At 72.9% G+C, this 17,732-nt stretch carries 10 protein-coding genes; 3 read left to right on the plus strand and 7 right to left on the minus strand.

What is annotated here, in order from left to right:
- The first annotated feature begins 199 nt into the window (after positions 1-199).
- Entirely contained in the window at positions 200-703 is a 504-nt protein-coding gene (locus tag EV190_RS07425) for an ATP-binding protein (protein WP_133740713.1), read from the plus strand.
- Between the two features lie 125 nt (positions 704-828).
- Here the strand turns inward: EV190_RS07425 and EV190_RS07430 are convergent, their stop codons facing one another.
- From EV190_RS07430 to EV190_RS24275, 7 genes are all read right to left on the minus strand, one after another.
- Positions 829-1,659, minus strand: a complete 831-nt coding sequence (locus EV190_RS07430) for an AMP-binding protein (RefSeq protein WP_133740714.1) — start codon at positions 1,657-1,659, stop codon at positions 829-831.
- Positions 1,660-2,361: 702 nt separating this feature from the next.
- Positions 2,362-4,767, minus strand: a complete 2,406-nt coding sequence (locus EV190_RS07435) for a helix-turn-helix transcriptional regulator (RefSeq protein ID WP_133740715.1) — start codon at positions 4,765-4,767, stop codon at positions 2,362-2,364.
- Between the two features lie 378 nt (positions 4,768-5,145).
- A complete protein-coding gene (locus EV190_RS07440; protein WP_133740716.1) occupies positions 5,146-7,599 on the minus strand; it encodes an ATP-binding protein in 2,454 nt (817 codons plus the stop codon).
- Between the two features lie 337 nt (positions 7,600-7,936).
- Positions 7,937-9,253 carry a histidine--tRNA ligase gene (hisS, locus tag EV190_RS07445; RefSeq protein ID WP_133740717.1) on the minus strand — a complete coding sequence of 439 codons (1,317 nt, stop codon included), beginning with the start codon at positions 9,251-9,253 and terminating at the stop codon, positions 7,937-7,939.
- 753 nt (positions 9,254-10,006) lie between these two features.
- On the minus strand, positions 10,007-11,428 hold the full coding sequence (locus EV190_RS07450) for a YlbE family protein (protein WP_133740718.1): 1,422 nt from the start codon (positions 11,426-11,428) through the stop codon (positions 10,007-10,009).
- Between the two features lie 184 nt (positions 11,429-11,612).
- The gene (locus tag EV190_RS07455) at positions 11,613-13,121 is read right to left on the minus strand and encodes an FdrA family protein (protein ID WP_243742417.1); all 1,509 of its coding nucleotides are present in this window, start codon (positions 13,119-13,121) and stop codon (positions 11,613-11,615) included.
- Complete coding sequence (locus tag EV190_RS24275) at positions 13,118-13,837, minus strand: DUF2877 domain-containing protein (protein ID WP_166655402.1); 720 nt, start codon at positions 13,835-13,837, stop codon at positions 13,118-13,120. Before EV190_RS24275 ends, EV190_RS07455 begins: the two co-directional genes overlap by 4 nt.
- 439 nt (positions 13,838-14,276) lie before the next feature.
- Between EV190_RS24275 and EV190_RS07465 the strand changes: the two genes are divergently transcribed.
- Positions 14,277-15,929: a PucR family transcriptional regulator gene (locus EV190_RS07465; RefSeq protein WP_341770530.1), complete on the plus strand. Its 1,653-nt coding sequence runs from the start codon at positions 14,277-14,279 to the stop codon at positions 15,927-15,929.
- A 406-nt stretch (positions 15,930-16,335) separates the two neighbouring features.
- A complete protein-coding gene (locus tag EV190_RS07470; protein WP_133740721.1) occupies positions 16,336-17,727 on the plus strand; it encodes a uracil-xanthine permease family protein in 1,392 nt (463 codons plus the stop codon).
- Positions 17,728-17,732: the final 5 nt, after the last annotated feature.

A 17,732-nucleotide genomic window follows, 5' to 3' on the forward strand; every position in this document is an offset into this window, starting at 1 on the left:
ACGTTGCAGCTCAGGTGGGTTTTCCTGGCCTCGCCGTGCGATCCTTTGTCCTATCGCGGCGGGACACATGGCGGCGTTTTGCGGGGTTGCCGCATGTTCGGAACCCTCGATGTGTTGTGCTGTCGTGGTGAGTTCTGCCATGGCGACGGACCCGCGAGGCGCAGACCTGGCGGTCGCACCGGACGGTGATGGGAGTGACATGGGGACGACCGATTCGCAGGGGCTCCGCACGTTCGGCGCCGCCGGCCCCTATGGCCTGCCCGCCGTGGACGCGAGCGAACTCGTCGGCTCGGCCACCGACCACACCGTGTGGAGCTGCATCGGGAACCTCACCGCGGTGCGCTCGATCCGGGCCCGGGTCAGGGAGTTCCTGACCCGCCAGAGCTACCCCGGGGCCGTCCAGGAGGACGCCGAACTCGCCGTCAGCGAACTCGCCACCAACGCCCTCCTGCACTCCCGGTCCGGCCAGGTCGGCGGGGTGATGACCCTTTTCATCCGGATCGACGCGGACCGCGTGCGCATAGCGGTGGCCGACCAGGGCGAGAAGGACCCGGACGAGGAGGGCGTGGTCGGCCGCGAGGACGGGGGCGAGTACGGCCGCGGCAAGCTCATCGTCGAGGACTGCGCCGACCGCAGCGGCGAGTACTGGACCGAGGCCACGCACGTCACCTGGTTCGAGATCGACGTCCCCCGGAGCGCCTGACCGGGAACCCTTCGATGGCCCCGACGCCAGCGCCCCCGAAACGGAGATCGCAGGGCGTCGGCGTCAGGACCATCGAAGGCGGCGGTGCGAATCCGACGGTCGGACCTCGGTGGGAGGAGCCCCCCTCACCTCCGGGGAGGCCCGATCCGGGTGGGGACGGGGGCGCCGCGCACGGTCGCCCCGTGGGACCGCAGAGCCGCGCGGGTCTCGGCCTCGTCGTCCGTCGACAGGGCGACCACCGAGGCGCCGTTCCACAGCGCCGCCGCCGCCAGCACGCTCCGGTCGAACTCGGTCATGCCGTTCTCCAGCGCGACCGTGTCGTGCCGGGACAGTCCCAGCCCGGTGTCGAGGTGGCGGAAGTGCCAGGCGAGTTCGCGGTAGGGGTGCGTGACCGTGCGCGGCGCCTCGCCGGGGACGGCCGCGTAGCCGATCAGGCCGCTGTTGAACAGCACGTGCGCGGGGTCGTAACCGCCGCGGTCCCCGGGCGGGCGCAGCAGTTCGGAGAAGGACGTGGTCTCCGGGACGGCGCCGAAGGAGATGACCTGGCGCACCCGGGAGCGCTCGGACAGGTCCAGGGCCAGGTGGGCGAGTTCGGGGGTGACCATGATCAGCCTGGCGTCGGTCTCGACCAGGACCCCGATCAGCGTGTCGATGTCGGAGGTCAGCTCCAGCGGAAGCGCGACGCCGCCGACCGCCATCGCCGTGTAGACGGAGATGAGCCGGGCGGTGGAGACCGGGGCGAGCACCGCCACCACGTCGTCGGGGCGCAGGCCCCGTCGGCTCAGCCCCGCCGCGGCGCGCTCGACGGTGGAGGCGAACTCGGTCCCGCTGAGGCTCGGCCTCCGGTGGTCGGAGACCGAGCCGCAGCCGCCGGCGCGCTCGAGACGGTCCAGCAGGCCGCCGGTCAGGGAACCGATCGGCGCCAGACCACCACCCGGGAAACGGGTCAGGTCCATGCGAGTCGCGTCCGGTAGCCGGTCAACTCCCATGCGGTTCCCCGATCTCCCGGATGTCCGTGTGGCCGCTGCCCGGGCTCGTCACGCCCCCTCCACGTGGCGAGCCCGGGAACGCCTGGCGGTCGGCGCCGCGGGTGCTTCCCCTCAAAAGGCACCCGCGGCTGCACATGTCCCAGCCGTGTCGTGGCCGGTCGGGGGCCGGTCGCCGCACCGCCTCCGAGAGAACGGGGGCGGCGCGCCACAGGACCGTCCGGACCACGACGCTTCTGGGATTCCGCGCCCAGGGCGCATGTGGTCGTTCCTCGCCGGGCTCCGCTGGGCGGACCGCCGGGAAACAACCTCACAGCTCTGAGATTACCGCCATCGCGGCCATTTGCACATGCATTCTCGTGTGCAGCTGCATATGTAAATTTGGCCCGTGGCCGTATGTAGAAAGTATCTTCGCAGTTCAGAGCGGTGGTGTGCATCCCTGTCAGAGACGGTTTCCCTGAGACGCGCCCCTCGCTGCGCGAGGCCACGGCGGGCAGCGACGGCGGGTGCGGGTCGAAGCCGCGTCCACAACGTCCGTTTCCTGGCCGTGTCGGGGGCGGAGTCGGCGACGATCCTGGGCTCTCCGCCCGGTCCGGGGCCGGAAAGGGGCGAAAAGCCCGTGATCATCGCGAGCGAGGGCAGAACCCGTCCCCGAACCGCCGCGCAGCAGAACTAATGGTCGCGGATCCAGGCGGCGATCTGGGTACGGGAGTTGAAGCCCAGCTTGGTGTGGATGTTGGCGACGTGCCGCGCCACCGTGGCCGGGCTGATGAAGAGGCTCTCGGCGATCGACCGGTTGCTCATGCCCTCCCCGATCAGCAGGGCGATCTCGTGCTCGCGCCTGGTCAGTGCCGAGGGGGCGGTGTCGGGGGCCTGCGGGCGGCGCCGGGGAGCGCGGCCCGTCTCGGCCAGGCGCAGGGCGGACTTCACCGCCTCGTCGACGTCCAGGGACCGGCCCTCCTCCCACCGGGCCGCGAACGCGCCGTCCCGCAGCGGCCACGGGGCCGAGGCGGGCGGATGGCCCGAGCGCTCCCGCACCCCCGCCGCGGCCCCCGCCAGCACGGTCGCCTCGGCGTCGAGGCCCTGCGTCCGGGCGACGGTGGCGATGGCGAGAAGCCCCCGGGCCACACCCAGGCGCTGCCCGGTTCCGTGGCACAGGGCCAGACTCTCGCTGAGGTAGTCGTAGGCCTGCGCCACGGCCCCCTGGAGGGCGGAGATCCGGCCGACCCCGGCCAGGCAGCGCGCCAGCTCGGGCGCGCCGCCGATGGAGCGCTGGATGTCGAGCGCCTCGCGGAAGCACTGGTCCGCGCCGAACAGGTCCCCCCGGGCCTCGGCCACCATGCCCTGGCCGATCAGCGTGCGGCCGACCCCCCAGCGGTGGTCGATGCGGCGCAGGATCGTCAGCGCCTCCTCGTAGTGGGCTCCCGCCTCGTCCAGGCGCCCTTCGAGAGCGGCCAGCGCCCCCTGGGTGCCGAGGGCGAGCCCCTCGTTCCACGGGTCGCCCACCGCGCGGGTCAGCGCGACGGCCTCGGCCAGCCGCTCGCGCGCGCGGTCCAGCTCCCTGTCGCGCATGTCGGTCATGGCCAGGATGTTCAGGGCCAGCGCGACGGAGTCGTCGTCACCGGCGGCCCGGCAGTACCGCAGCCCCTCCTCGCCGACGTGCGCGGCGCGGGCGTGGTCCCGCTGGTCCCAGGCCAGTTCGGCCCTGCGTACCATCGCCTGCCCGCGCAGCCCCTCGTCGGCGCACCCCATGGCGAGGAAGCGGTCGGTCCAGTACGCCCCCTCGGCGCGCTGGCCGCTGACCATCCAGAACGGGCGCAGCGCGACGCACAGCCGCAGGCCCTCGGCGGCGTCCTCGCGGGTGGCCGACCAGCTGAGCGCGGAGCGCAGGTTGTCGTAGTCGACCAGGACCCGGTACCACACGTCGACCCGCTGCGGCCAGGCCATCCCGTGGCCGAACACGGTGTTGCGGGACAGCTCCTCGGCCAGCGCCAGCATCTGCTCGCGGTGCCGCAGCCGCAGCGCCTCCTCCTCCCCGGAGTCGTCCAGCCTGGCCGCCGCGTACTGCCGGATGGTGTCCAGCAGCCGGTAGCGCATCCGGCCCTGCTCCTCGCCGGCGACGGTGACCAGCGAGCGGTCCACCAGGGAGACGACCAGGTCGAGCAGCGACTCCGCGGGCAGCGACGCGTCCGCGCAGACCCGCTCGGCCAGGTCCAGGTTCCAGTTGGAGAACACCGACAGCCGCCGCAGCAGCACCCGCTCGCGCTCGTCCAGCATGCCGTGGCTCCAGTCGATGACCGCGCGCAGCGTCTGCTGGCGGGCCGGGGCGCCGCGTTCACCGCTGGTCAGCACCGTGAACCGGTCGCCGAGGCGGGCGGCGATCTGGGTGACCGACAGCAGCCGGACCCGGGCCGCGGCCAGTTCGATGCCCAGCGGGATGCCGTCGAGGCGGCGGCAGATCTCGGCGATGACCTCCAGGCGCTCGGGCGTGGCGGTGAAGTCGTGGGCGCTGGCGCGGGCGCGGTCGACGAAGAGCCGGACCGCCTCGGCGCCGCACGGGTCGTCCTGGTCCGGCCGGGGCACCGCCAGCGGGGGGACCCGCCACACCGCCTCGCCCGGGGCGCGGGCGGGTTCGCGGCTGGTGACGAGGAAGGACACGTCGGGGCAGAGGGCGACGAGGCGCTCGACGACGGCCGCGACGTCGGCGACCACGTGCTCGCAGTTGTCCAGCACGAGCAGCAGGCCGCGCGAGCGCAGCACGTCGGCGAGGGTGTGCTCCAGGTCCCGCCCGTCCTCCTCGCCGACCCCGACGGCGGTGGCCATCCGGGTGATGATCTCCTTCCGGCTGGTGGTGTCGGAGAGTTCGCACAGCCACACCCCGTCGCGGAAGTGGGACGTGGCGTGTCCCGCGACCCGCAGGGCCAGCCGGGTCTTGCCGATCCCGCCCACCCCGCACAGCGTGACGACCCGGTGGGCTTCGATCAGCCGGAGGATGTCGCTGACGTCTCGTTCGCGGCCGACGAAGCTGTTGGGTTCCAACGGCAGGTTCTGCAGGGCCGGTGCGGTGTTCGTGGCCATGGCCTCCGCGCGATCAGGCGGTCGGGGGAGCGCGGCATCCTGCCCGGGGGAGCGCGCGTTACGGAAGGCGGACTGAGCAGAGGGAAAAACAGGGAGAACCGAGTTCTCTCTTATCTGTCTTAGTGGCTGTGCCGTCCTTGCGCAACTGGAACGGATGTTTCCGCTGGTAAAAGTGGAGGTGGTGGGGATGGGGCAATTCGAGGTGAAAAGTGAATTCATTTCGCATTGGCGTCCGGTGGAGCCCCGTTCGGCTTCGGACGTGTGCCGGGAGGATTCCCCGATTACCAGCTGTTCACCGGAACAGGGCCCCTTCCGACCGTTGTCGATCCTGCGGTCGGCCCCCGCCGAAACGGACGTTATACGGTGCGGAGTGCAGAATCAACCGGAGAATCCGTTCCCGCCGCTGCTGATTCGGGCGGCGAGCTCGCCCCGCGCGGAGATCCCGAGTTTGGCGAAGATGTTGGCCACGTGCCGGGCCACCGTCGCCTGGCTGATGACCAGCCGGACGGCGATCTCCCGGTTGGACAGCCCCACCGCGGCCAGCTCGGCGACCTGGTGCTCGCGCCGGGTCAGCGACCGCACGCCGTCGTTGACCGGCGCGGGCAGCGCGGCCGCCAGCGCCTCCTCCAGGGGCATGGACCGGGCCCTGCGCCACGCGGCCGAGGCGGCCGCCCCCAGCCGCGCCTCGGCGAACTCGTGCAGCATCCCGCCGGTCCGGGACGGAACGCCCAGCTCCTGCCGCAGGGCCTCGGCCTGGGCGCCGAGCAGCACCATCCGGTCGGTCAGGCCCTCGGCGGCGGCGAAACGGGCCAGGTTCTCCATGGACCGGGCCATGGCCAGGCGCTGCCCCGAGGCCACGCTCCGGCGCACCCCCTCGCTCAGGTACTCCCACGCCTCCGCCGATTCGCCGCGGGCCTCCGCGAGCCGGCCGAGCCCGGCCAGGCAGTAGGCGGTGTCGAAGTGCGCGCGCAACCGGGTGAACAGCGAGAGAGCGGTGTTCAGGTGCTCCTGCGCGGACTCGAACGCGTTCCGGTGCGTCGCCAGGAGGCCCAGCCCCGTGTGGCACCGGGCCGCGTGCCAGGCGTCGCCCATCTCCTCGGCGATCTTCAGCGCCGCCGCGAACTCCCGTTCGGCGCCCTCGCGGTCCCCGGCCGCGTCGGCCAGCGAGGCCAGCGTCCCCAGCGCGTACAGCTCCAGCATGCGGTTGCCGGTGCGCCGCGTGATCTCCAGGCACTCGGCGGCCTGCCCGCGCCCCTCGTCGATCCGGGACAGCCGCAGCGAGACCACCGCCAGCGATCCCAGCGCCTCGGCGCGCACCGCCTCGTCCCCGATCCTGGTCGACAGGCGCAACCCCTCCTCGATCGCGTCCTTGGCCGCCTCGGCCCCCTTCAGGCCGAGCGTGAGCTCGCCGTGCAGCACGAGGGAGCGCGCCCGCAGCGCGGAGGGGAGGCCGTCGGGCGCGGCCGCGAGCAGGGAAGCGACGAACGCCGCGCCCTCGGCGTGCCGGTCGCGCACCGCCCAGTACGACCGCAGCCCCACGCAGATGCGCAGCCCCTCGACCGTCATGCCGTGCTCGACGGCCCAGGCCAGGAAGGAGCGGATGTTCCCCCGGTTGACCTCCACCCGGTTCAGGACCTGCAAGCGCGTCTCCCACGGGAGCGGTTCGGCCATGAACGCGGCGAGGGACTCCACCAGGTCCATCCCGTACTCCAGGGTCCGGCGGCAGTAGGCCTCCGCCTCGCCGCTGGCCTCGAGCCGTTCGGCGGCGTAGACGCGGATGGTGTCGAGCATCCGGTAGTGGGCGACGCCCTCGACCTCGGCCTCCAGCACGATCAGCGACTTGTCCAGCAGCGAGCCGTGCAGCTCCAGCAGCTCGTCGCCGTCGCCGAACTCCCCCGAGAACAGCTCCTCGGCGACGTCCAGCGACCAGTTCACGAAGAGGGAGAGCCGCCGCAGCAGCGTCTTCTCGGGCTCGGAGAGCAGGGCATGGCTCCACTCCACCACCGCGCGCATGGTGCGCTGGCGCTCGGGGAGCCCTTTGTCGGCGCTGTTGAGCAGGGTGAACCGGTCGTCCAGGCGCTCCAGGACCTGCTCGATCGAGAGCACCCGCACGCGCGCGGCGGCGAGTTCGACGGCCAGCGGGACGCCGTCCAGGATCTGGCAGATCCGCACGATCGGGGCGATGTTCTCGGCCGTCACGGAGAAACCGGGCCGGGCCCGCCGGGCCCGGTCGGCGAACAGGCGGACCGCCTCGTAGCGCATCGCCTCGCGCACCGTCGTGCGCAGCGCGGCGGGATCGGACAGCCAGGCGGCGTCCAGGACGGGGGGCTGCGACTCGGTGGTGGGCAGCGACAGCGGGGGGACCCGCCAGATGTTCTCACCCGGGATGCGCAGCGGTTCGCGGCTGGTGACGAGCAGGCGCAGCCGGGGGCAGGTGCTCAGAAGGAGCCTGCACAACCGGGCCATCGGGGCCACGACGCGCTCGCAGGTGTCCAGCACGAGCAGCACCTCGCGCGAGCGCAGGACCAGGGGCACCGCCTCGTCCAGCGAGTTCGCCTGGTTCTCCGCGACGCCCAGGCGGTTCGCCACCAGGTGCAGCGCGTGCGCGCCGGTGGTGGCCGTGCTCAGGTCGACGAAGACCGCCCCGTCGGCGAACCGGTCGCGCTCGAGCTCGGCGAGCCGGACGGCCATGCTGGTCTTGCCGATACCGCCGGCGCCGGTGAGGGTGACCATCCGCGCGGTGTCGATCAGGTGGCCGAGGTCGGTGATGTCGCGGTCGCGGCCGATGAAGGGCGAGTGCGGGGCGGGCAGGTCCTGTCGCAGGGGTGACATGGCCTCGTCTACTTCGGGCTACCGCGTGGTTGGCCGGCTCGGGACGCGCGTCCGGTCGTGGGTCGGCGCGCCGGTGAGCCCGTGTCCGATCCTGGCATCTCCGGTATCCGGCCGCCTCCCCCTGGCCGGTGCCGGACAGCGGGGTCCGCCGGGCACCGGACCTCCGGAGTCCGGCCCGGAGACGCCGACCGGATCGGCCGGGTGGTCCTCACCCGGCCACCGGTGACGCCCGGAGGCGGTCCGGTGTCCGGGGAGGGGCAGGGGAAGCGGGAGGCGCGCCGCCCACCGCCGCGGCCCTCGCGGGAGGCCGCCGGACCGCCTTCGCACCCCGGCCCCGCTAGCGCCGCCAGGTGACGGGGTCGGCCTCGGCCTGCTCGCCCGTGGTGAGGTCCTTCACCTCGTGCGCTCCCTCGTCCTTGAACGGCGGGAACCACACGAACGGGATGCCCTTCTTCGAGGCGTACTGGATCTGCTTCCCGATCTTGGCGGCCTGGTGGTAGACCTCGGTGTTGAAGCCGCGCTCACGCAGCACCGCCGCGGTGGCCAGCGCGTCGCCGCGCCGCTCGTCGCTCGGTACGGCCACGAGCACGTCGGTCGGGCAGAACCGGCCGTCGGTGATCCGGCCCTCGGCCACCAGCTTGGCGAAGATCCGGGTCAGGCCGATGGAGATGCCCACCCCAGGCAGGCGGCGGCGGATGAACTGCCCGGCCAGGTCTTCGTAGCGGCCGCCCGCGCAGATGCTGCCGTAGGCGGGGTCGTCGTCGAACGTCGCCTCGTACACGGTGCCGGTGTAGTAGTCCAGCCCCCGGGCGATGGACAGGTCCGCCACGACGCTGCCCGAGGGCAGGTCCGCCAGTTCGTCCAGTACGTAGCCCAGCTCGTCCAGGCCGGTCGACAGCAGCTCGCCGGAGACGCCCAGCTTGGCGACCTCGCCGACGACGGAGGCGTCCGTGCCGCGGATCCGCGCCAGGTCCAGGCAGGCCGAGGCCTGCTCGGCGCTCAGCCCGACCTGGTCCACCAGGATCCGGCGGACGCCGTCCGCGCCGATCTTGTGCAGCTTGTCCACCGCGCGGATCACCGCGAGCGGGTCGCCGATGCCCAGGCCCTCGTAGAAGCCCTGGAGGACCTTGCGGTTGTTGATGTTGAGCGTCCAGGCGGGGATGTCGAGCCCGGTCAGCACCTCGTGCACGATGCGCGGCAGCTCGGCGTCGAAGTGCATCGGCACCTGGTCGATGTTGATGACGTCGATGTCGCACTGGGTGAACTCGCGGAAGCGGCCCTCCTGCGGGCGCTCGCCGCGCCAGACGCGCTGCGTCTGGTAGCGCTTGAACGGGAAGACCAGGTCGTTGAAGTGCTGCGCGACGTACCGGGCGAAGGGAACCGTGAGGTCGAAGTGCAGGCCCAGGCGCGCGTCGCCGTCGTCCTTGGGGTCGGCCTGGAGCCGCTGCAGGGTGTAGACCTCCTGGGAGGTCTCGCCCTTGGACATCAGCACCTCGAGGGCCTCCACCGAGGGCGTCTCCACGGAGGAGAAGCCGTAGCGCTCGAAACCCCGCCGGATGTGGTCCAGCCAGCGCTGCTCCACGGACCGGATCCGGGGCGACCACTCGGGGAAGCCGCTGATGGGCGCGGGACGGACGATGCGCTGTTCGGACATGGGTTCGGTTGGCTCCTTGCCAAAGACCGGTGGGTGTGCCGTCCAATCGTAGGCCCTGACCGGCGGCGCGGCCGAACGCGCCCGGTCACCGCGGGCGTGGTCCGTCCTGCCGGCGCAGGCCGGACCGCGCACCGGTGTTCCGGTGCGGGCGGGCGGAAAACGGTCGGTCGCGACGAAAGGCGCCGGTTGCGGGAATTCCGGCCGGAGCTGTCTTCGGCGCCTGAATTGAACGAAAGTCGAATTGGCGAAAAGTTCGCACCGAGCTGTGAATCGGGCCCTTTTATTTCCGGTTTATCACGAAGGGCTTCGCGGCTGCGGAGATCCCCGGAGTTTCCTTGACCTCGAGATACGGGAAGCCTAAGCTTAGTTCCGGAGACGGTGGGAGGCAGCGGCTGTCCCTCCCCTTGTGCGGCCCCCCTCCGAAGCCGTCCGATGCCGCTGCCCTCATCTTCTCCATTCCCGGTCCCCGGAATTCACCTTCCGGGGACTTTTTAAACTATCCGCCGGCCGAGGTCTTTGGAGTTTCCGGCGCGGGGTGATTCGCGTGCTGGTGCCTCGGGTGGGTCTTTCGGCCTCGCGCCACGCTGGTCGCGAGGTGACGGCGGGTGCGGGTCGGGGCCGCGCCCGTGACGTCCGTTTCGCGAGAGGCTCGTCGACGGTCTTGAGCGTTCTGCCCGTTTCGGGGCCTGGAAGGGCGGAAAGCCCAGGATCATCGAGGGTGGCGGCTGTGCGAACCCGACGGTCGAACCCCGGTCAGGCCCCGGGGAGCTCCGGAGCGGCCTGGGCCAGGGCGGCCAGGGCCTGGGTGAAGCACGCCTCCGGGGGGTTGACCAGGCCCGCGCCGACCTGGCCGGTGCCCGCGACCCGGCCCGCCATACCGGTGTTGATCTGGGGCAGGATGCCGGTGCGCACCACCCGGGTCACGTCGATGCCGGTGGGCGCGCCGCGGAAGTCCAGAACGGGCAGTTGGAAGGCGGGGTTCTCGGCGAGGGTGATCTCGTACATGCTCCGCGAGGTGGCCAGCGCGAACTCCACGTCGCCGCCGACGAAGCGGACGATGGCCGGGGCGGTGGCCATCGCGAACCCGCCGATCCCGCAGGTCTCGGTGATCGCGGAGTCGCCGATGTCGGGGTTGGCGTCCTCGGGGCCGTAGGAGCCCAGGAACAGGCCCTGGGGGAGTTCGGCGGGCGCGGTGAACCAGGTGTCGCCGGTCCCCGAGACCTGGATGCCGAAGTCGGTGCCGTTGCGGGCCATCGCCACCACCAGGCTGGAGCCGGGCACGTCGCGCCCGGCGTCCATCATCAGCTTGGCGGCGGGCATCACCAGGTTGAGGAAGAAGTGGTCGTTGCCGCTGACGAAGCGGACCGCCTCGGCGACGTCGTCCGACGGGGCGCCGCTGGTGATGATCGCGGGCAGCAGGTCGCGCAGCAGCATCAGCGTGCCCGAGCGGTTGCGGTTGTGCCCCTCGTCGCCCATCTGGAGCATCTGCGCGACGACCGCGCCGATGTCGAGGGGGCCGACCGCGCGGACGGCGTCGCGCAGCATCGGGCCGAGGACGGCGGACATCCAGCGCAGCCGCTCGATCACCTCGGGACCGTAGGCGCCGTAGCGCAGGACCTTGCCCAGGCCCTCGTTCAGCGAGCACCAGGCGCGCCGCCCGGTCGCCTCGTCGACCAGCTCGAACACCCACATGGACGGGCTGATGACCCCGGCCATCGGGCCGACGGCGGAGTGGTGGTGGCAGGGGTCCAGGCGGGCCGCGCCCGAGGCCAGCGCCCGCTCGGCCTCCTCCGGGGTGGCGGCCATGCCCTCGAAGACCATCGCGCCGATCAGCGCGCCGCGCAGCGGCCCCGAGGCGCGCTCCCAGTCCACGGGCGGTCCGGCGTGGTAGAAGGTCCCGGGCTCCAGGCCGAGCGCCTCGCCCGCCGGACGCACGTCCACCAGCTGCGGGCGCACGGCCAGCACGCGCTCCACCGCGGTGGCGTTGGCGGCGGTGCGCCGGGGGTCGGCGAGCACCCGGACCAGCGCGTCGTCGAGCGCGCCGTCGCCCAGCGGCGGTGCGAAGTCCACCGGTGCGACGGGGACGGCCTGCGCGGCGAGCGCGTCGGCGAACAGGCCCGCCCCGACCGAGACGACGGACGGGTCGGCGGTGAGCAGGGTGGGTTCTCCGGACATGATGGGCCTTTCGTCGTGGTGCGGACCCGGGCCCCGCCGGGCCACGTCGCCGCGGTTGTCCACAGGTAAGAACGTTGTGTCTGCGCTGCCGGTGCGGTCGGAGCCGATACTGGGGGCTCGGGGACCGCGCGGCGGCCTTCTCGATCGGGTGGGCGGCCCCCCTTTGGGAGGGCGGGGTGTGTCCTCAGGGGCGCTTCAGCAGGTCGAGCGCCCTCCGGGTCGCCTCCGCGTTGGACAGGTACACCTCGGCCCCCGCCGAGGCCAGGGCGGCGGCCTGCGCCTCCAGGCCCTGTGGGTCGCCGGAGCTGCCGCACAGGGTCACCACCACGGGCACGGCCGACCCCGATCCGGTCAGCGCGGCGGCGACCCCGGCGGCCGGGTCGGGGTGCGCGCCGTGGCCGAGCACCACGTCGAGCAGGACCACCCCGGCGGCCGGGTCGGCGAGTTCGGCGCGCAGCCGCTCCTCGCGGGCGGACGGGTCGATCATGGGGTGAGGGCGGCCCGAGGTGAGCGTGTCGTCGCCGAAGTCGATCACCAGGTGGCCGTCGTGCCGCAGGTCCGCGGGCAGCGTCCACGCCGCGTCGCCCGGGCGCAGCGGGATGTTGGAGGCGATCGGCCCGAGCGCGGCCGACGCGATCAGCATCGCCTCGTCGGCCAGCGTGCCGCCGCAGAACAGCCCGCGCAGCGCCCCCGCGCGGGGGGACGGCGCCGCGGCGGGGGACCAGGAGGGCCACCGGGGGGCGGGCCCGCCCAGGGCGGTGACCACCTCGGCGGCCGCCGCGCTGAGGTCGGTCTCCCCGCCGAGCATGACCAGGTGGACCGGGGTGGCCAGCGCCGCGGCCTCGGCCCGCACGGCCTCGGCCACCTCGGGCGCGGGCGGCTTGGAGACCAGCACGATCCGCTCGGTGGCCGGGTCGGCGTCCAGCAGCCGCAGCGCCTGGCGGGTGGAGCGCCCCGCCACCGCCGAGGACAGGTCGCGCCCGCCCACGCCCAGGCAGTGCCCCACACCGACGCCCGCGGCGTCCAGCAGGCAGACGAGCTGCTGCGCGCCGGTGCCCGAGGCCGCCACGATCCCGACCGGGCCGGGCCGCACCGTGTTGGCGAAGCCGAGCCCGGCCCCGCCGACCACGGCCGTGCCGCAGTCCGGCCCCATCACCAGGCGCCCCAGTCCGGCGGCCCGGTCCTTCAACGCGATCTCGTGCTCCACCGGGACGTTGTCGCTGAAGACCAGCACGTCCAGCCCGGCCTCCAGCGCCTCGAACGCCTCGGCGGCGGCGTACCGCCCGGGGACCGAGACCAGCGCCAGGCTCGCCGGGGCCCCGTCCCGCGCGGCGCGGGCCGCCGCGGTGCGCAGGGTGCGGGCGGGCGCCTCGGCGCCGCCTCCCCCGCCACCCCCTCCGGTGCTCATCGCCGCGAGTTCCGCGTCGGCGCGCTCCAGCGCGGCCGCGGTGGTCTCCCCGCCGGTCGCGCGCACCGCGATCAGCAGGTCGTTGGGACCGGTCCCCTCGGGGACGGAGCCGCCCATCTGGGCCAGCAGCTCCAGGTTGAGTTCGGTGGCCATCGCCACCAGGGCGGCGTCCACCCCGTCGAGGGCCGAGACCTCCCTGCTGACGCGCATCAGCGCCACCGAGTCGCGGTAGGCGCCCCTGCGGATGGTCACCGTCGTGGCGGGGCTTGGAGCCTGGCTGGTCACGGTCGCTCCTTCGTCTGCTGTTCGGAATGGTGCCTGAGGCAGGTCTCGGCTCCGGCGAGGACGCCCAGAGCCAGGTCGGTGCCGGAGGTGTGCCCGACGGCGCGCAGCGCGTCGAGCGCCGGTGCGACGGGGGCGTGCCCGGCGAGCGCGTCGAGCAGGCCGACGGCCTGCGGACAGGCGTCCCCGCGTGCCGCGTGGTCGAGGAGGGCCGCGGACAGCGAGGTCGTCGCGCCGGGCGCGCGGGAGGCGACGGCCAGGGCGAGAGGCGTGCGGCGGACGGTGTTCCCGAGGTGGCGCGCCGCGAGCAGGAGGCCGCACAGGGCGTCGTCCCCGCTGGGGGTCAGGCCGGGGCCGAACCCGACGAGACGCTCGGCGGCGCGTCCGGCGGCGGAGGCGTCGTCGAGGGCGGAGCGGAGGAGGGCGAGCGCGCCGTCGTCCAGGCCGCCTCGGGCCCCGCGCAGGGCGGTCCGGAGCTCGGCGGCGGTGCGGGCCAGGACCGCGGGGTCCGCGGCGGCGGACCGGGGGGTGCGGGGACGCCACCACCGGCTCACGCGGACGGTTCGTGAGCCGGTGGGGCTGTCGAACTCAACGGAGCATCGACCGATCCGGGCCGACGTGGCCTCGACCACGTCGGCGAACGGCCACACGCTCTGCGGTTCGGCGAGAACCACCCCGTTCGGCAACCGCACGGCGTCGTGTGCCAGGACGGCGATCACGGGTGACGGCGAGACGTTCCCGACTTCAAGGTAGACCGCGGAACGGAACGCGCCCAGTATCCGCGTCGGCCGAAATGGGCCGCGCAAAATATCGTAAAGACCGGTCGCGGCGGCCGCGGATCGGCTAGTGGGCCGTGTATCCGCTGGTGGTCGCGGGTGTCGGCGCAAACCAGGGGCGGAGGCGGCCCCGGGTGGGACGGAGACGGCCTGGTGTGGCCAACCGATGCTCACACCGTCCCCCCCCCTCGCAGTCCGCCGCGCCCGCCCCGAGGCGTGTCCCGTGGAGCGTTCCGGGACCGCGGCCGTCGGGCGGGCCCGCGGACCGGTGTGCGGTCCCCGCCCTGGATGACGACGCTATGCGAGCCGCTATCGTCTCCACATGGAAAACGTTGCCAACGATCCTCGTGGTCCTGGACAGAATCTGACTAGCCAGGAGCGTGTGAGTGCCTCCAGCACGCTGGCACGCGGGTTGAGCGTCGCCGACGCGCTGGAACTGTCGAGCCTGGCCGGCACCCGGGTGGTGGCCGGGCAGTCGGGGATGGGGCGGGCCATCCAGCGGCTCAACGTGATGGAGGTGCCCGACATCCTGCCGTGGGTCAAGCCGGACGAGCTCCTGCTGACCACCGGCTACCCGCTGCGCGACCACCCTTCGGGGATGGCGGCGCTGGTGGGCGACCTCGCGGACCGGGGGCTGGCGGCGCTGGCCATCAAACTCGGCCGCTACATGGACGAGCTCCCCGGGGAGGTGCTGCGCGCCGCCGACGAGGCGGGCCTGCCGATCCTGCTGCTGCCCGAGGGGGTCGCCTTCGACGACGTGCTCAACCAGCTCCTCACCGACATCCTCAACCGGCAGACCGCCACCCTGGTCCGCTCCGAGGAGGTGCACCGCGTCCTCGTCAACGTGGTCCTGGCGGGGGGCGGGCTGGCCGCCATCACCAACGAGCTCCCCGCGCTGCTGCGGGGCGGGGTCATGGTGACCACCCCCGACGGCCGGGTCCTGGCGCGCTCGGGACTGGACGAGGCGACGGTGGGCGACCCCCGCTACTTCGAGCTCACCAGCGGGCGCTTCCAGGTGGAGCGGTTCAAGCACGGCATCCGCGCCCTGGACGACGTCGGCCCGCGTGTGGCGCAGGTGCCGATCCTGGCCGGGAGCCTGGACCACGGCCGGATCGTGCTGATCACCCACGAGCGGCACATCGACCCCAGCGACGTGCACCTGCTGGAGCGCGCCGCCGCCACGGCGGCGCTGGTCATCACCCGGGACCTGGCGGTGGCCGCCGTGGAGAGCAAGTACCAGGGCGACTTCCTGCGGGACCTGCTCGCCGGGCGGGTCGGGGACCCCGAGCACGCCGTCCGGCACTGCGCGACCCTCGGCTGGGACGTCGACCGGCCGATGGTCGTGGTGGTGGCCGAGATGGACACCGAGCCCGCCTCGCCGATGCCCGCGGTGGGCGACCTGCGGCCCGCGCACGAGCGGTTCGCCAACGCCTGGACCATGGTGGTGCGCGAGCGCGACCCCCGGGCCGCCGTCGCCGGGTACAGCCAGGAGGTCGTGGTCGTGATGGGCGCGGCCGGGTACGCCGACGGCCCCGGGCGGCTGGTGCGCACGATGGTCTCCCAGGTGTCCGGGGACGGGGGAGGGGGGCGGCGGGCGTTCGCCACCGGCATCAGCCGCGTCGTCGCCGGACCCGACCAGATCCCCGCCGCCTACGAGCAGGCCCGCCAGGCCGCCCGGGTGGGCCGCCAGATGTACGGGGTGGGCGCCGTCGCGGACTTCGACGACCTCGGCGTCTACCGGCTGATCAGCCTGGTCCCCGAAGGGGCCGAGCTGAAGGCGTTCATGGCCGAGACGCTGGGCGACCTCGCGGTGAGCGGCGACGCCGAGACCGACGACCTGCGCGCCACCCTGGAGGTGCTGCTCGACAACAACCTCAACGTCGCCGAGACCGCGCGGCTGCTGCACTTCCACTACAACACCCTGCGCTATCGCATCGGCAAGCTGGAGCGCATGCTCGGCCCCTTCACCACCGACCCCCACCTGCGCCTCAACCTGATGGTCGCCCTGCGCGTGGTCCGCATGCGCGGCCTGTGACCGGCCGAGGCCGGGACCCCCGCGAAACGGGCATCGTGGGCGCGGCCCCGCCCCGCACCCGCCGTCGCTGTCGTGTCGTCACACCCAGTGCGGTAACGCCGTTGCAATCCGGCCGCGACCTCACCGACACGGGACCGTGCCGAACTTGGGGCGTGGGTCCGCAGGCGCGGGGCCCACCCGCGGTGCCGCCACCGGATGCGCCGCGGAGGGCAGTCCGGCGTATTGGGCAGGACTGGACAACAAGATCATGATTGTTTGTCATCTGTGCCCAATGAAGCCGGTTTCCGCAGCTCTCTAGGGTTGCCCCAATGGTGAACGGGATCACGTGATCTACTTCACCCAAGGGTTGCGGGCCGGGAACGCCGGGGGAACCCAGTCGCGCCAGAGGCGTCTTAATGGAGGCGGAATGAATCTCGGCTTGGGCTGGAAACTCTACGGGGACGGCAGCGCCCCGCCCCCGGGCGCGGTGGTGCGGCCGGGCGAGCGGCTGTCGTGGGGACGCACCGTCGGCCTCGGCGCGCAGCACGTCATCGCGATGTTCGGCGCCACCTTCGTCTTCCCCGTCGTCATGGGGCTGGACCCCAACCTGGCGATCATGATGTCGGGCGTGTGCACGATCATCTTCCTGCTGATCGTCAAGGGCAAGGTGCCCAGCTACCTGGGCACCAGCGCCGCCTTCGTGGGCGCGGCCGTCATCATCTCCCCCGACGGCTCCAACCCCGCGGCCCTGACCGGGGCGATCATGGTCGCCGGGGTGGTGCTCGCGATCTCGGGCCTGGCCATCCACCTGCTCGGCGCGCACGTCATCACCAAGGCGTTCCCGCCGCCGGTGACCGGCGCGGTCGTCATGCTCATCGGCTTCAACCTGGCCCCCGTCGTCGCCAACGTCTACTGGCCGGTCGACCAGTGGATCGGCCTGCTCACCATGGCCTTCGTGGTCCTGGCGACCGTGCTGCTGCGCGGCTTCCTGGGCCGCGTCACCATCCTGCTCGGCCTGGTGTTCGGCTTCGTCATGTCGTGGGTCTTCGACCTGCTCTTCGGCGCGCGCCCCGTCGCCCAGGACGACGGCAGCACCCTCGACCTCCTCCGGGTCGACCTGTCCGCCGTGTCCGACGCCGCCTGGATCGGGCTCCCCTCCTTCCACGCCCCCGAGTTCCAGACCTCCGCCATCCTGGTCGCGCTGCCCGCCGTCATCGCCCTCATCGCCGAGAACGCGGGCCACGTCAAGGCGGTCCAGGAGATGACCAAGGACGACCTCGACCCCTACATGGGCCGGGCGATCCTCGCCGACGGCGTCGCCACCACGCTGTCCAGCGCGGTCGGCGGCTCCCCCACCACCACCTACGCCGAGAACATCGGCGTCATGGCCGCCACCCGCGTCTACTCCACCGCCGCCTACTACGTGGCGGCGATCGTGGCGATCCTGTTCGGCCTGTGCCCCAAGTTCGGCGCGCTGATCGCCGCCACCCCCTCCGGCGTGCTCGGCGGGATCACCGTCGTGCTCTACGGGATGATCGGCCTGCTGGGCGCGAAGATCTGGGTGGAGAACCGGGTCGACTTCGGCAACCCCATGACGCTGGTCCCGATCGCGGCCGGCCTGATCGTCGGCATCGGCGACGTCTCGCTCGCGTTCACCGAGAACTTCGTGGTCAGCGGCATCGCGCTGGGCACCATCATCACCCTGATCGGATACCACGTGCTGAACGCGCTGGCCCCCGCCTCGATGAAGTCCGTACCACTGCCCATGAGCGCCCTCGACCCCGACTCCGACGACAGGGACGACACCCCCCGCCCCTGACCCCG

The organism is Actinorugispora endophytica (assembly GCF_004363075.1).
Classification (GTDB): Bacteria; Actinomycetota; Actinomycetes; order Streptosporangiales; family Streptosporangiaceae; genus Actinorugispora; species Actinorugispora endophytica.